Origin of the sequence: Microbulbifer zhoushanensis (genome assembly GCF_021729055.1) — a bacterium.
Lineage (GTDB): Bacteria > Pseudomonadota > Gammaproteobacteria > Pseudomonadales > Cellvibrionaceae > Microbulbifer > Microbulbifer zhoushanensis.
Genome location: NZ_JAJSAO010000003.1, coordinates 338,125 through 354,455 on the forward strand (window position 1 = coordinate 338,125; position 16,331 = coordinate 354,455).

Consider the following 16,331-nt stretch of genomic DNA (forward strand, 5'->3'; position numbering starts at 1 on the left):
AAACGACTGCCGATGGGACGTAGTTATGAGTGGCAACAACACCGAGTGGTGGCGCAACAGCGTTATCTACCAGATCTATCCGCGCAGCTTCTGCGACGCCAATGGCGACGGTATCGGTGACCTGGCGGGTATCACCAGCAAGCTCGACTATGTGCAGTCCCTGGGCGTGGATGCCATCTGGATCTCACCCTTTTTCAAGTCGCCGATGGTGGACTTCGGCTACGACGTGTCCGACTACCGCGATGTGGACCCGATCTTCGGTAACCTGCAGGACTTCGACAACCTGATCGAGGCAGCCCATGCCCGCGGCCTGAAGATCATCATCGACCAGATCCTCAGCCACTCTTCCGACCAGCACCCCTGGTTCCAGGAGAGCCGCTCCAGTCGCGACAACCCGAAAGCGGACTGGTATGTCTGGGCAGACCCCCGGCCCGATGGCAGCGCCCCCAACAACTGGATGTCCAACTTCGGCGGCAGCGCCTGGCGCTGGTGCACCCGCCGTCGCCAGTACTACCTGACCAACTTCCTCAAGGAACAGCCGGACCTGAACCTGCACAACCCGGAAGTCCAGGAGCAACTGCTGGCAGACCTGAAGTTCTGGCTCGACCGCGGCGTCGATGGTTTCCGCCTGGACGCCATCAACCACGCATTCCACAACCAGTCCCTGCAGGACAATCCTGCGCGGCCGCTGGAGCTGGACGAGAAGGGCCAGCCACCGGTGAATACCTACCATTACCAGTGGCACATCCACGACAAGTCCCAGCCGGAGAACCTGGCATTCCTGCAGCGCGTGCGCGCCCTGATGGACCAGTACCCGGAAACCGTGACCGTGGGCGAAGTGGGCGACGACAATACCCACAAGATCATGGCCGATTACACCACCGAAAACCGGCTGCACATGGCCTACTCCTTCGACCTGCTGGCCGAGGATTGCAGTGCCGGTTTCCTGCGCGAGACCCTGCGCAAGAACCAGCGGGTGATCGAGGAGGGCTGGCCCTGCTGGTCCATCAGCAACCACGATGTGCCGCGCCCCATGACCCGCTGGAACAGGGGCTTTGACCCGGAACAGGCTGCGGCACGCGTGCCGATGTTCCTGCTGACCCAGCTGGCCCTGCGCGGCAGCGTGTGCCTGTACCAGGGTGAGGAACTGGGCCTGGAGGAGGCGGATATCGCCTTCGAGGACCTGGTGGATCCCTACGGCATCAACCTGTGGCCGGAATTCAAGGGCCGCGACGGCTGTCGCACTCCCATGCCCTGGTCCAACGGCGGCGAGATCAATGCGGGTTTTTCCCGGGTCAAGCCCTGGCTGCCGGTGCCGGACGAGCATTACCACAAGGCGGTAAGCCTGCAGGAGGACGATTCCGCATCGATGCTGAACCGCTTCCGCGCGCTGCTCAAGTGGCACCACGAGTGGCCGGGACTGGCCACTGCCGAGCAGGAAATCGTCGACACCGGCGGCGACCTGCTGGCGTTCTACCGCCGCACCGGGACAGAAGAGTTTTTTGTGGTCGCCAACTTCGGCCACGAAGCCGGCTCCCTGGAGCTGCCCGCAGAATTTAGCAACGCACGCGATATCACCCCGGCGGGCTTCGCCGGCAAGGTCACCGACAGCAGCATCGCCCTGCCCGTGGCGGGTGCCCGCGTGCTCTACCGGAAAATTAACTAGAGAACGGCAGGTAGCCCGAATCAGTCAGTTTACGAGGCACCCCGGGGCCCTGAACCGTCATTCGTCACCCCGGGGCGCCTCACCCTATTTCTCTCGTCACTTGTACCGCAATGGATGGCACTTTTGACATCTCTCTTCGCCGGCCCCGAGCCGGCTTTTTTCTGCCCGCAATTCCCTCGGGCAGTGCATCCGGGTGTCAGGCGGGCCCCAAGAGCACGATTCAATCGTCGCGCTTGCGGCTGATCACCTGGAAAGACTGGTCGAGCTTGACCACCCAGCTTCCCCGCCCCTCGCAACTGGCGCTGATTACCCGGTATCCGTAATCCTTTACCTCGATGACGCCCAGCTCACAGCTGACCGAATCGAGCGCCGCCTCAATTTTCGCCTTCTCTTCTTCTGTTGGCTTCCGGTCCGCTGCTAATACAGCCGGCACCAGGACAAGCCAGGCCAACAGACCCAGGGATACTCGTTTCATTGGCTCTACTCCTCACGGAACCTGCTCGCGCCCGCGCGGGAAATGCACGGAGACCGCACCCACCAGGGAAACCAACAGGTGCTCCCGCCGGGCACAGGCTGTATACACGGCAGATAGTAGGGTCAGCCTCCCAACATGCGTAGACCGGTCGCACAGACCTGCGGGATCCAGCGCAGGTCACCGCTGCCATATGGCATAAAACATCCATTACGTAATAAAAAAGGCGCACCGTCACCGGTACGCCTCTCGCAGGCAAAACCCAGCCAGCGGCTGTCAGCCCTGGTGGATTTCCTGTGCGGCCCGCTCGCCGGTGCTGATGGCACCATCGATGTAGCCAAACATTTCCAGGGCGGTGTGTTCGCCACAGAAATGGATGTTGCCTTCCTGCAGGCCCTGCGCCCCCCACCAGCCGGTGTAACCACCGAAAGTCTGGGTGGAGTAGGAACCCTTCGACCAGGGGTTCGCGGCCCACTTGGACAACATGGCGGTGCCGGTAAAGGCATCACTGGTGCCCGGGAATACGTTATCCACGATGCCGAAGAAGTGGTCCAGGTCCCTCTTCGACGGCGGCGCGAACGGCTTGTCGCCACCAATTTCCCTGCCGTAGCTGCCACCGAAGAAGTCCACCAGGATGCCATCCTGGCTGCCGGTTACCGAAGTGGAATCCCAGGTATCAAACAGCTCCGGACGGCCCACATAGGTAACACCATTCGGGGTGAACTGCTGGCCGTCGACCACCTGCGGCTGTGTCCACGGACGGGTCGCGCAGTGCACCGCCAGCTTGCCGTTGGTACCGAAGCCCATTTCCTCGATCGCACGGCGCTTCTGCGGCAGGAAGGAGTCGTAAATGCGCGCATCGATATCCACATCGCGCAATACCGAGAACGGCAGCGCCAGTACCAGCCGATCACATACATACTCGTAACCATCGGCAAAAGTCAGCTTGTACGGGCCGTTGATATCACCCTTGACGGCAATCAGCTTGCGGCCGGTCTCGATGGTACCTTCCGGCAACTCCTCTACCATGCGCGTTACCAGCTGGTCGTTACCACCGGAGATACGGAAGCGCTCATCGGTGCCCGCCAGCGGCAGTGCCGTGTTGATCGGGTTCCAGGCCAGCAGGTAGATCAGGTTCAGGGCGGTGGTGTCTTCCGGCTGTATACCGTATTCCGCCACGATGTCCGCCTGGAAGACCTGGCCCATATTGGAGTTGGCCCCGATACCCACGTGATCCAGCCAGGTGTTCACGTCGATATGGTCCAGCTCCTTGTGCATGGCATTGTGCCAGTCGTAGGTGGGCAGCCAGGGCGCATCCTGCTGGGCCTGCTTGAAAACCTTGTACACGTCGCGCCACTCGGCATTCAACTGGTGCTCGGTATAGCGCTGGCCATTCACCCAGTACAGCTCATTGCCACCGGGCACGGCATTGCCGTTCACGTCCTCAACGTCCAGCCCCAGCTGGTTGGCCAGGTTGCGCGCATAGCTGTGCTCGGTGGAGATCAGCTCACCACCACGCTCCACGGGACGGCCGAAGATATCGCGGTTGGTGTTTACACGACCGCCCAGGCGGGTGTTGCCCTCGAATACCTTGCTGGTGGCGCCGTTGTACTGGTACAGACGGTGCGCACAGCGGATGCCCGCAACGCCGCCACCGATAATGGCGACACGGCCCGGGTCAGTGGCACCACCGGCAATGGCCTGCGCCGGGCGTGAGGCGGTACCCGCGGCACCGGCGGTGCCCAGCACTGCGGCGCCCAGGCCCAGCTGCTTGAGGAACTGGCGACGGCCTTCTTCGGAGGCGTTCTTGCCGCCGTGGCGTGCACCTTCATTGATGATGTCGAGACTTTCGTCGGCGGGAATGCCGGTTTTGTCGGAGAGTTCCTGTGCCGCGCGCATACGGCGCAGCAGTCCCGCGATAGGGGAAAGGGTCTTACGGCTTCTCATTGTTGTCTTCCTGGAGCCCGGTGGATTTTCGGCCCGGGTACCTCTGGGGGCCGGTTTGCTTGCCTATCCCGATTCCCTGAACAGCCACGCCCCGGGGCGCCTCCAGCTACTGCAAAGCCTGCTATAGAAAGAGGATTTTTTATTCAGAATCGAAATAATCCAACCCCATTTTACAGATTGCGACCCAAAACTGAATAAAAGTTCGATTAATTTTCCTTTTTACAAAACAAAGTTTTACTTCTGGGCCGCCAGCCAGAACGGCCCTAACTGCCATCTATGCCCCTTGTATCTATCCCATCGGGGCGTAATACCTAATTCGTGTAAAAGCGCGCCAGCCCCAACCCTACTATCCACACCACTCGTTCGCGGTTTTACCGCCCGGGCCCAGTCTGCGGCAGAGACCAGGAAACACCGGTCGCCGCTTTGGGGAAATACACAACCTGTTGTCGCGTCTGCCGGACGTGTAGGTTCCTTTTGCCTCGCGAAGGTGCGCGCGGCGGGTTCATCTCGCAGATGCAGCTGTTTGCAAGAGAGGTGTGCAATGCAGAGCCGTCGTTCGCTAACCAAGATCTTTTCCATCACCGCAGCCCTGCTGATCGGCAGCGGCAGCTTACTGGCGCCGCTGGCCCAGGCCCGCGACTATGCGTACCCCTACCAGCGCCATCCATCCCAGCACAATGGCTCGGCCTGGTTCCGGCCCGACGCGGGGCACGGAGCGGCACATATCCGCATCGACCTGAGTGACCAGATGGCTTACTACTACAAGGGCGGCCGGCTGGTGGGAATGTCGCCGGTATCCACCGGTAAGCCCGGCCACCGCACCCCCACGGGCACCTTCCGTATTTCCGAGAAAAAGGTGAACCACCGCTCCAACCTCTACGGCCACTATGTCAGCCCGCGGGGTTATGTAATGCGCAGCAATGTGGATGTGCGCCGCGATCGCCGCCCCCCGGGTGCAGTCTTCCGCGGTGCCTCGATGGACTTCATGATGCGCGTTAACGGTGCCATCACCATGCACGCCGGCCGCGTGCCGGGCTGGCCCGACTCCCACGGCTGTATCCGCCTGCCCTGGCATATGGCGAAGATTTTCTTCGCCCATACACCAACGGGCACCAAGGTCAGCATCGTCCACTGACCCGCTCACCTGGCGAGCATAAAAAAAGCCCCCTTCCCTGCCCGGGAAGGGGGCTTTCGTTTGCGAGTACTGCCGCGCGATTCAGCGACTGCGCCAGCGTACCAGCGCGTCCCGGTGCCTCAGGAAGGTGAGCCCTTGCTTACCCCGCTTGCCTCGAGGTCGTGGGTGGTGAAGTAATCGTGGGCGGCCCGGTTGACCCGTTTTGCCAGTACCAGGGTCGAGGTCATGGTGGGCACCGCCATCACCGCGTACATACCGATGATGATGCTGTTGACCGCATTCAGGGACGCCACCGCGCCGATGACAATCAGGGCGATATAGGCTGCGGTATACAGCGCCTGGTAGCGGGTCCCGAACAGGAACACAAAACACTTCACGCCGTAATACCAGAAGGTAACGATGGTGCTGAACGCCAGCGGCAACACCATCAACAACAGCAACACCGGTCCCCAGTGGCCAAACACCTGGGAAAAGGCCTCGGCGGTCAGCGATACGCCCTCGATCCCCTCCCCGTGCTGCCACACCCCGGTCAGCAGGATCACCAGCGCCGTGCAGGTACACACCACCAGCGTATCCACAATCGGGCCCACCATCGCCACCACACCCTCGCGGATCGGCTCGGTGGTCTTGGCCGCACCGTGGGCGAGGGACTCGGTGCCGATACCGGCTTCATTGGAGAAAGCCCCGCGACTGATACCGGTGGCAATCACCGCGCCCAGTGCACCACCGGCCACCGCCTGCCCGGAAAAGGCGTCGCTCACAATCAGCCACAGCGCCGCCGGCACGTCCTGCCAGAAATAGCCAATGACGATAAACGTCAGCGCCAGGTAGAACAGCACCATGCCCGGCACCACGCGCACGGCAAACTTGCCGATGCGCTGGATGCGCCCGGCAATCACCACCGCGGCGGCGATGGCCAGCACCAGGCCGATGGCGAAGTCGAACCACAACGAACCGTCCTCGCCCACCACCCCGAGTGGCACGGCGAAGGATTCCCGCAGCAGCTGCACGGTCTGGTTGGACTGGAACACCGGCAGCATGCCGCACAGCCCGGCCACCGCAAACAGCAGCGCCAACGGCATCCAGCGCCGTCCCAGGCCCTCGCGGATCACATACATGGGGCCACCCTGCAGCTCGCCGGCGGCATCCCGCCCGCGATACATCACCGACAGGCTGGCGGTGTAGAACTTGGTCGCCACCCCCACCAGGGCGGTCACCCACATCCAGAAGATCGCACCCGGCCCACCGGTACTGATGGCAATCGCCACACCGGCGATATTGCCCAGCCCCAGCGTTCCGGACAGGGCGGTGGACAGCGCCTGCCGGTGTGGCACCTGGCCGGGGTCATCGGGGTTATCGTACTTGCCCCGCAGCAGGTCGATACTGTGCCCCAGGTGGCGATAGGGCCGGCCGCGGGAGACGATCAGGAGATAGAGCCCGCCGCCCACCAGCAGGACCAGCAGCGGAGTGCCCCAGACAAACGAGGCGAACGCGGCGAGTGCCGCATCGATGGATTTTAGGAATGACATGCAGGTTTCAGTCAATTACGGGTAGATCCGGGAGTCTATGAAGCGGCGCGCCCGCTTGTCAAAACAGGCAAGCGCAGGCTCGACGGCCAGAAAACACAAAAGCCCCTCATTGAGGGGCTTCTTGGTTGGCAACAACGGGAGCCGGTCAGGCAACCGCCGGCTCGGGTTCCAGCCCGGTCGGGGCCACTTCGGGCTCCCGCACGAAGAACACCGACAGGGCACCCAGGATCATGAACACACCGGCCAGCACGATGATGTAAATGGCCTGGTTGTCGAACACGCTGTGCAGGATCGGGCCCGCCACCAGCGCCGACAGGATCTGCGGTGCGGCGATGGTGAAATTGAAGATCCCCATGTAAACGCCGGTCTTGCTCGCCGGCAGGGAGTCGGACAGGATCGAGTACGGCATGGCCAGGATCGCGGCCCAGGCAATGCCCACTCCCACCATCGGCAGCAACAGCCCCAGCGCGCCGCTGGGCACCGTAACCTCGGTGATCAGCAGGTCTACCTGGGTCGGCGCACCGCCCTTGAACAGCAGGAAGCTGATATAGCCCACGCCCCCCAGCAGCAGCGACAGCGCGTAGGTGGGCTTGCGGCCCAGGGCACCGGCGATGCGGGTCAGGGCAATGGAAAAGATCGCGGCAAACAGCGAATAGGCGGCGAAGATAATCCCCACCCAGTCACCCGCGGCGCCCTTGGCGGCGGCAATATGGTCGGGGATCTGGCCCACGGTGGCCAGGTAATCGTGGTCGAACCACTTGGCGTCCACGCCCCAGACATGCTGGGTAATGGCCGGGGTGGTATACACCCACATGATAAACAGGGCGAACCAGGAGAAGAACTGCACCACTGCCAGCTGGCGCATGGTGCGGGGCATATTGAACAGCAGGCGGGTGAAACCACCTAGGCGCTGCAGCAGGGTCTTGCGCTCGGCCAGCTCGCGGGCCAGCGCTTTCTCGTCGATCCCCTTGTAGGCGTTGTACTCTCTGGGGGCGTACTCCTTCGTGCGGAATACGGTCCACAGCACGCTGCCCAGCAGCACCGAGGCACCAATGTAGAAGGCCCAGATCACCGAGGGCGCCACCTCACCGGCCCTGGAAGTGTTCTCCAGGCCGATCACGTTGGTGAGGATAAACGGCAGCATGGATCCCAGCACGGCGCCAATGTTGATCAGCAGCGACTGCACCGAGTAGCCCAGGGTGCGCTGCTCGGAGGGCACCATATCGGATACCAGGGCGCGGAACGGCTGCATGGTGACATTGAAGGCGGCATCCATCAGCGCCAGCATCACCCCGCCGAACAGGATCGGTGCCACGAAAGCCACCACGATCCCCGCATTGGGCATAAAGGCCATCCCCACCGCCGCGGCGATGGCACCGAACAGGATATAGGGGTTGCGGCGACCGAAGCGGCTCCAGGTACGGTCCGAGGCGGAGCCCACGATCGGCTGCACAATCAGTCCCATCAGGGGCGCGACGATCCAGAACAGGGACAGCGAGTGCAGGTCCGCGCCCAGGTCGGAGAGGATCCGGCTGGCGTTGGCATTCTGCAGGGCAAAGCCAAACTGCACACCGAGGAAGCCGAGGCTGACATTCCAGACCTGCCAGAAGGGTAACTTGGGCTGTTTCATCTTCATCTCTGCGAGTTTCGTTATCGTTGTGGGAAGAATCTCGGTTCGCACAACGGGCCGGGGCCATTAGCCAGCGAGGCATCGGCGCACGAAACCGTGCAGGGCTCCCCTGGCCGGGCAGTGCCGGCGGGGCAAAGACTCATCGCTGACTGCGCGGGAGCCCCCGGTCCGGAGCTTCCCTTTATAGGATTTTGCCGGATCATGGCACGGCGGGGGTGGCCCTCCATCCTCCCCCGCCGGGGGAGTAGGCGGCCGGCCTGCATCATGGCGGACACCCGGGGAATGACCCGGCAGTCGACGGGATGCTGTCACCTTCGCAAGAATGCACACGCTCCAGCGCTCTCCCCCTGCCGGGGAGGGGGATCTTTGCCGCCACCAGGTGCCGCACAATGGGGCGTCTAGTTCCATTTGCGACCGGAGGAAACGGTGATGAAGCGCTTACTCACACTGGTGCAGGTACTGGCCCTGGCGGCGGGCCAGTACACCATGGCCGCGGCGCCCGATCGCGTAGAGCCTCCCTTCTGGTGGGCCGGTATGCAGGAACCCGGTCTCCAGCTGATGCTCCACGGCAAGGATATCGGCGATCTCACCGCAACCGTGGATCATCCCGGGGTGACAGTCCTCGGCACCGAATCCACCGACAATCCCAACTACCTTTTTATCAACCTGCGCCTGGCCAGCGATGTCGAGCCGGGCACGGTTGCGATCCGGCTGCAGGAGGACGGCATCCCCCACAGTTCGTTCGACTACGAACTGCGCACCCGCACCGCCCCTCCCCGCGGCGAGCGTGGCTTCGACAGCAGTGACGCCATCTACCTGGTCACGCCGGACCGCTTTGCCAATGGCGACCCCGGCAACGATACGGCGGAGGGCGTACAGGAGGGCCTCGACCGCGACGCGCCCGGGGGGCGCCACGGCGGGGATATCGCCGGCATGCGGGCGGCGCTGGACTACATCGAGGGTCTGGGCTTCACCGCGATCTGGCCCAACCCGCTGCTGGAAAATGACCAGCCCGGCTATTCCTACCACGGCTACTCAGCCACCGACCACTACCGCATCGACCCGCGCTTCGGCAGCAATGCGGAGTTCCGTGCATTTGTCGCGTCCGCCGGCAAGAAAGGCATTGGCGTTATCCAGGACGTGGTACTGAACCATATTGGCGATGGCCACTGGTGGATGGACGACCTGCCCGACAGCGACTGGCTGAACGGTGCCGGCACTCGCAGGGGTGAGTTTGCGATTACCAACCACAGCCGCTTCACCCCGGTCGACCCCCACGCGAGCGACGCCGACCGGCGCCTGTTCCTGGAGGGATGGTTTGTGGATTCCATGCCCGACATGAACCAGCGCCACCCACTGCTGGCCAACTACCTGATCCAGAATACCCTGTGGTGGATCGAGTACGCGGGCCTGAGCGGTATCCGTGCCGATACTTACGCCTACTCTGACCCGGGCTTCCTGGAGCAATGGGCAGAGCGCATCCGCCGTGAATACCCGCACTTCAATATCGTCGGCGAGGAGTGGACCCGCAACGCCGCGCTGGTGGCCCACTGGCAGCGCAGCGAGAGCGAGCCGGCAACCGGCGGGCGCCTGAAGAGCATGATGGACTTCCCCCTGCATTATTCATTGCGGGAAGCACTGACCGCGGAAGAGAGCTGGAGCAGCGGCCTGATCCAGCTCTATGAGGGACTCGCCAACGATTTCCAGTACCCCAACCCGCAGCGCCTGGTGATATTTGGTGGCAACCATGACACCAGCCGGCTGTTCAGCCAGCTGCATGACGAGCCGGCCCTGTTCCGCATGGCGGTGGCCTACCTTGCCACCATGCGGGGTATCCCGCAGTTCTTCTATGGCGACGAACTGCTGATGACCAGCCCCCGCCACCGCGCCGACGGTATCGTGCGCAGCGATTTCCCGGGCGGCTGGGACGGCGATAAAGCCAATGGCTTTACCGGTGCGGGGCTCACCGCGCAACAGCGGCAGGCGCAGGACTATGTCCGCGCGCTGTTCCGCTGGCGCCGCACCCAGCCGGTGATCCACCGCGGCGATGTCACGCACTTCGCCCCGGTCGACGGTACCTACGTTTACTTCCGCCACGACGCCGATGATGTCGTGATGGTGGCAATGAACAAGGGGGAGGACGCGGTACCCTTCAACCGGGCGCGCTTCGCAGAGGTACTCGGCGATCGCAGGCGTGCAGTGGACGTCGTCAGCGGCCGCCAGTACCCGCTGGACGGCCTGGAAATCCCGCCCCGCGACGTCCTGGTGATGGAAATACAATAACGATCGGCAATACGGCGGCCTATCGGCCCCGGGCCCAGACAGAGATGATGATGAAGTTTAGACAGACCCTGCAACTGTGCGCCCTCGCCGGCGCCATTGCCAGCCACAGCGCCGCTGCACTGGAATCACGCCAGTACCTGGACCACCACCTGGACGGGGACGCACTCACCATTGAAACCAGCGATGGTGAAGTCACCCTGACGCCGATCAATGACGATGCGATAGCCGTGCATTATCGGCGCGAGGGCGTTAAGCAATTACCCTCCTTTGCCCTCGCCGACGCGCAACGCGCGGCGGTGGAAGCCCGTATCGAGGAAAGCGAAGACCAGCTGACCTACGACCTCGGGGACCTGCACGCGGTAATCCACAAGTCACCCTTCGCTATCAGCTACCACCGCGATGGCGAGAAGCTGCTGAGCGAGGAAACCGGGTTCTTTGCCACCGAGACCATACGCGGTTTCCGCTTCGCGCTGGAAGACGGCGAGAAACTGCTGGGTGGCGGTGAGCGTGTGCTGGGCATGGACCGGCGCGGCAAGCGCCTGCCGCTCTACAACCGCGCCCACTATGGCTACACCACCGAGTCCGAGCAGATGTATTTCAGCCTGCCGGCAGTGATGTCCAGCAACAAGTACATCCTGATGTTCGATAACTCCGCCACCGGCACCCTGGACCTGGGTGCCAGTGAGGAGGATGTACTGCAGTTCGAGGCCGTCGGCGGCCGCACCTCCTATATTGTCGCCAGCGGTGGCAGCTATCCGGAACTGGTCGAAAACTATGTCGATGTCACCGGTCGCCAACCGCTGCCGCCGCGCTGGGCCCTGGGCAACTTTGCCTCCCGCTTCGGCTATCACACCGAGGCGGAAGTCCGCGCGACTGTGGATAAATTCGCCGAGGAGGATTTCCCGCTGGATGCCGTGGTACTGGACCTGTTCTGGTTCGGTCCCGACATCCAGGGGCATATGGGCAACCTGGCCTGGGACCGGAAAGCTTTCCCGCAGCCGGAAAAAATGATGGCCGACTTCAGCGAGCGCGGTATCGAGACCATCCTGGTGACCGAACCGTTCGTGCTCACCAGCTCCGGGCGCTGGGATGAGGCGGTGGCCGCTGATGCGCTGGCGAAGAACCTGGCCGGTGAACCCAAGCGTTTTGATTTCTATTTCGGCAATACCGGGCTGGTCGACGTGTTCGACGAGAACGGGCGCGACTGGTTCTGGAATATCTACGACGGACTGCTGCAACAGGGGGTCAGTGGCTGGTGGGGTGACCTGGGCGAACCGGAAGTGCACCCGTCCGATACCGTCCATGCCATCGGCATGGCAGACGAGGTGCACAACGCCTACGGCCATCGCTGGGCGCAGACGCTGTTTGAAAAGCAGACTGCCGCATACCCGGAACGCCGCCCCTTTATCATGATGCGCGCCGGCTTCCCCGGCTCACAGCGCTACGGCATGATTCCCTGGACCGGCGACGTTGCCCGCGAATGGGGCGGCCTGAAACCGCAGGTGGAACTGGCGCTGTCGATGGGCCTGCTGGGCTTCGGTTATACCCACTCGGACCTGGGCGGCTTTGCCGGCGGTGAGGAATTTGACCGCGAGCTGTATATCCGCTGGCTGCAGTACGGTGTGTTCCAGCCGGTTTACCGGCCCCATGCACAGGAAAATATCGCCCCGGAACCGGTATTCCACGACCGCACCACCCGCAACATCACCCGCGAATATATCAAGCTGCGTTACCGCCTGCTGCCGTACAACTACACCCTGGCATTCGAGAACAGCCAGACGGGCATACCCCTGATGCGGCCTCTGTTCTTCACCGATGAAAGCGATCCGGCGCTGATGGATTACAAGGATGCCTACCTGTGGGGCAATGACTTCCTGGTGGCCCCGGTGACCGAAGCCGGTGTCGACGAGGTGGAGCTGCGCCTGCCGCCCGGTGGTGTCTGGTTCGATTACTGGACTGACGACCAGTACAGTGGCGAGAAGGCGACCATCGACGTGGAGCTGGAGACCATACCGGTATTGGTGCGCGCCGGTGCCTTTATCCCCACCGTGGACGACATGGACACCACCCGGGACTATTCCAGTGAAAACCTGACACTGGACTACTACGCCCACCCGACATCCCTGGAGTCCAGCGGCTACATCTACGAGGATGATGGCAAAACCGTCGACGCCTTTGCGCGCGATCGCTATGCCAGGCTGCATTTCCAGGCCGAGCGCAGTGCCGACGGCATTCGCTTCGGGTTCCGCCGGGACGGCGGTGGTTACCGGGGCGAGCCGCAGCAACGCAGCGTGGAGCTGAACATCCACAACTGGGATTTGCAGCCGTCACAGGTTCTGGCCGCCGGCACGGCGATCCCCGTGCTGGACAGTGAACGCGCGCTGGAGCAGGCCGGCGAAGGGGCCTGGCTGGACCGGCGCACCAACCAGCTGCGGGTGAAGTTCAACTGGGGCCGGGAGCCCCTGCAACTGACCGTCGAGCACTGAACAATTAGCAACGCTGCCCGCAGGCGCTTGCCTCGCGGGCGCGCGGCCACGCCCCCAGGCATCGACAGGCCGTACTTAACAGACACCAAACCGGGAATACGGGATTTGATGAAAACATTCAATAAACTGATCGCCACCGCGCTCCTCACCGCAACCGCCGGCTGCGCCGGGGAAAAACCGGATGCACCAGCAACGGATGCCACAGCGGAAAACAGCCACCCACAAAAAGCGGTGATCTACCAGACCCTGCCGCGCCTGTTCGGCAATACCACCGAAACCAACAAGCCCTGGGGCACCATCGAGGAGAACGGTGTCGGCAAGTTCAATGACTTCACCCCCAAGGCCCTGGACAAAATCAGTGAGCTGGGCGCCACCCATATCTGGTATACCGGCTCCCTGCACCATGCCCTGGTAGGTGACTACACCGAGTACGGCATCAGCAACGACGACCCGGACGTGGTCAAGGGCCGTGCCGGCTCGCCCTATGCGATCAAGGACTACTACAGCGTGAACCCGGACCTGGCACAGGATCCGGCCCGGCGACTGGAGGAATTCCGCCAGCTGATCCAGCGCAGCCATGACGCCGGCCTCAAGGTGATTATCGATATCGTGCCCAACCATGTGGCGCGCGCCTATGAATCATTGGACAAGCCGGAAGGGGTGAAGGACTTTGGTCGCGAAGACGACACCTCGGTGACCTACACCCGCGACAACAACTTTTACTATGTGGTGGGCGAGGACTTCAAAGTCCCGCAAGCCGATGACTACCAGCCGCTGGACGGCGAACCGCACCCCCTGGCGGACGGCAAATTCGCAGAGAGCCCGGCCAAGTGGACCGGCAACGGTGCCCGCGCGGCACAGCCGGACATCAATGACTGGTACGAAACCGTCAAGATCAACTTCGGTGTGCGCCCTGACGACAGCAAGGACTTCCCCGAATTACCGGCGGACTATGCGGAAAAAAATTATCGGGCCCATGCGGAATTCTGGGCGGACAAGGACGTGCCGGACTCCTGGGAAAAATTCCGGGATATCACCCACTACTGGCTCGATTTCGGTGTCGACGGCTTCCGCTACGATATGGCCGGCATGGTGCCGGTGGAATTCTGGAGCTACCTGAACTCGTCCATCAAAATGAAAGCCCCGGATACCCTGCTGCTGGCCGAGATCTATACCCCGGAGCGCTACCGCGACTACATTTACCTGGGCAAGATGGATTACCTCTATGACAAGGTCGGCACCTACGATGCCATCCGCGCGGTGATGGAGGGTAAGGGCGGCACCGACACGGTTGCGGCAGTCCAGGCCGAACTGCGGGACATTGCGCCCCACATGCTGCGCTTTATGGAAAACCATGACGAACAGCGCATTGCCAGCCCGGAGTTTGCCGGCGATGCGCGCATGGGCAAACCGGCCATGGTGGTCTCCGCCACGGTCTCCGCGGCGCCCACCCTGCACTACTTCGGCCAGGAGTTCGGTGAGCCCGCCAGTGAGGATGCCGGCTTTGGCAAGGCCAGCCGCACCACCATCTTCGACTACTGGTCAGTGCCGAGTGTGCGCCGCTGGGTGGATGGAGGCAGCTTCGATGGCGGCCGCCTGGCGCAGTACGAAAAGGACCTGCAGGACTTCTACCGTCGCCTGCTGAACTTCTCTACCGACAGCAAAGCGCTGCAGGGTGAATTCATGGACCTGCATGCTGCCAATCGCGACACCGATAACGGCTATGGCGACAAGCACTACGCCTTTGCCCGCTGGGCCGGCGACGAGCAGCTGCTGGTAGTAACCAGTTTCAACCGCGAGGCCACCGACATTGCCCTGCAGGTGCCGGCAGCGCTGATTGAACAGTGGCAGCTCGCCGACGGCACTTACGGGCTGGCCGGCCAGCTTGACCCGTCGAGCACTGCAGAACTGCAGGTGCAGGATGGCGCCGGCCGGGTAAACCTCCGGTTACCGCCGATGGCCGCGCATATTTTCCGTATCGGCCAATAGGTCTCAGACCATCAGCGGGCGTCGTTACCATGCCGCCCGCTCTCCCCTTTTCTCGTCATCCCGCTTCTCTCGCGCCCCTCCTCGACCTGCCACTTGATTTAGCTCAAACACGCCCACGGCGATCGCCGGCAGTATTCGACACACCAGTTTTCATGAAGACCACTGATAATCGCCCCTGCAAACCGGACCCTGTCCCATGGTAAAGTTTGACTTACCGGTCAGAGGTTTGGCACGGCAGAAACCAGCGATATCAAGGAGAGAAAATGCAACAGAAAACCATATTCGTCGTCGTCGACCCCAATGACGATCAACACGTGGCGCTGGAACGCGCACTGGCTACCGCCCGCCTGCGTTCTCCGCAGCCCCGGCTGGCGGTTTTTGTCGCCGTGGACGGCGAGGCCGTCGATACCCGGGCGGTCAACGATCACCTGTTCCGCGACGAGCACTGGTTCCGCGAGGCAATTCGCGAACCGGTGGCTGCTGCCGGACTGGAGTGCGAAATACAGGTGTGCTGGTCCAGCGACTGGCAGGGCGCCATCATCCAGGAGTCCAAGCGCTGCAATGCCGAGATGGTCTACCTGCCCGCGCACGCCAAGACCAGCCGCCGCTTTACCTTCGCCGAGTCCAAGTGGCAGGTGCTCAAGGGCGCCCGCTGCCCGGTAGTACTGATCCGTCCCGGTGCCAAAGACCAGCGCAAGGTGGTCCTGGCCACGGTCAATTACCAGGCCAAGACCGCCAAACAGCGCCAGCTGAATCGCCAGATCACCGAGCGCGCCCGCTATATTGCCGGCTGCTATGATGCGGAACTGCACCTGGTCAATGCCTACCTGGATTCCATGCTCTACCCGGACCGTGGCGCACTGGCGAAGCTGGCGTCCAAGACCGGCGTGCCCGCCAGCCGTATTCACGTGCGGCGCGGCTATACCAGCGATGTGGTGGCCAGCGTCGCCGGGGAAATCGATGCGGATGTAGTGGTGATGGGCACCCTCAACCAGTACGGGGCCACCGGCACCCTGCTGCGCGGCAATACCGCCGAGCGGGTAATCGGTGGACTGGATGTGGATGTGATGGTGTGTAACGAGTTCACTTCCACGGACAGCGAAGAAGTGACCACGCCGGCAGCTGAACCCGCGGAAGCAAGCAGCTGAACCGGGCTGGCCGCCACCGCCTGGATGGTGGCGGCTTTACGCGGGC

10 protein-coding genes are annotated in these 16,331 nt (G+C 62.7%); 6 read left to right on the forward strand and 4 right to left on the reverse strand.

Annotated elements, in window-relative coordinates:
* The first annotated feature begins 25 nt into the window (after positions 1-25).
* On the forward strand, positions 26-1,666 hold the full coding sequence (locus LVD10_RS07715) for an alpha-amylase family glycosyl hydrolase (RefSeq protein WP_233006439.1): 1,641 nt from the start codon (positions 26-28) through the stop codon (positions 1,664-1,666).
* A 220-nt stretch (positions 1,667-1,886) separates the two neighbouring features.
* On the opposite strand, the gene LVD10_RS07720 is transcribed toward LVD10_RS07715, so the two are convergent.
* Positions 1,887-2,141, reverse strand: a complete 255-nt coding sequence (locus tag LVD10_RS07720; protein WP_237062823.1) for a hypothetical protein — start codon at positions 2,139-2,141, stop codon at positions 1,887-1,889.
* Between the two features lie 273 nt (positions 2,142-2,414).
* Positions 2,415-4,085, reverse strand: coding sequence for a flavin monoamine oxidase family protein (locus LVD10_RS07725; RefSeq protein ID WP_237062825.1), 1,671 nt, complete (start codon positions 4,083-4,085; stop codon positions 2,415-2,417).
* Positions 4,086-4,626: 541 nt separating this feature from the next.
* On the opposite strand from LVD10_RS07725, the gene LVD10_RS07730 reads away from it, so the two are divergent.
* On the forward strand, positions 4,627-5,220 hold the full coding sequence (locus LVD10_RS07730) for a L,D-transpeptidase family protein (RefSeq protein ID WP_233006442.1): 594 nt from the start codon (positions 4,627-4,629) through the stop codon (positions 5,218-5,220).
* Positions 5,221-5,339: 119 nt separating this feature from the next.
* On the opposite strand, the gene LVD10_RS07735 is transcribed toward LVD10_RS07730, so the two are convergent.
* The gene (locus LVD10_RS07735) at positions 5,340-6,749 is read right to left on the reverse strand and encodes an alanine/glycine:cation symporter family protein (RefSeq protein WP_233006443.1); all 1,410 of its coding nucleotides are present in this window, start codon (positions 6,747-6,749) and stop codon (positions 5,340-5,342) included.
* Positions 6,750-6,894: 145 nt separating this feature from the next.
* A complete protein-coding gene (locus tag LVD10_RS07740) occupies positions 6,895-8,379 on the reverse strand; it encodes an MFS transporter (RefSeq protein ID WP_370636813.1) in 1,485 nt (494 codons plus the stop codon).
* Between the two features lie 429 nt (positions 8,380-8,808).
* On the opposite strand from LVD10_RS07740, the gene LVD10_RS07745 reads away from it, so the two are divergent.
* The 4 genes from LVD10_RS07745 to LVD10_RS07760 all read left to right on the forward strand — a co-directional run bounded on the left by LVD10_RS07745 (position 8,809) and on the right by LVD10_RS07760 (position 16,285).
* Complete coding sequence (locus LVD10_RS07745) at positions 8,809-10,662, forward strand: glycoside hydrolase family 13 protein (protein ID WP_237062827.1); 1,854 nt, start codon at positions 8,809-8,811, stop codon at positions 10,660-10,662.
* A 50-nt stretch (positions 10,663-10,712) separates the two neighbouring features.
* A complete protein-coding gene (locus LVD10_RS07750) occupies positions 10,713-13,148 on the forward strand; it encodes a glycoside hydrolase family 31 protein (protein WP_233006446.1) in 2,436 nt (811 codons plus the stop codon).
* A 108-nt stretch (positions 13,149-13,256) separates the two neighbouring features.
* Positions 13,257-15,137, forward strand: coding sequence for an alpha-amylase family protein (locus LVD10_RS07755; RefSeq protein WP_237062829.1), 1,881 nt, complete (start codon positions 13,257-13,259; stop codon positions 15,135-15,137).
* A gap of 263 nt (positions 15,138-15,400) precedes the next feature.
* Positions 15,401-16,285: a universal stress protein gene (locus LVD10_RS07760; RefSeq protein ID WP_233006448.1), complete on the forward strand. Its 885-nt coding sequence runs from the start codon at positions 15,401-15,403 to the stop codon at positions 16,283-16,285.
* Positions 16,286-16,331 lie beyond the last annotated feature (46 nt).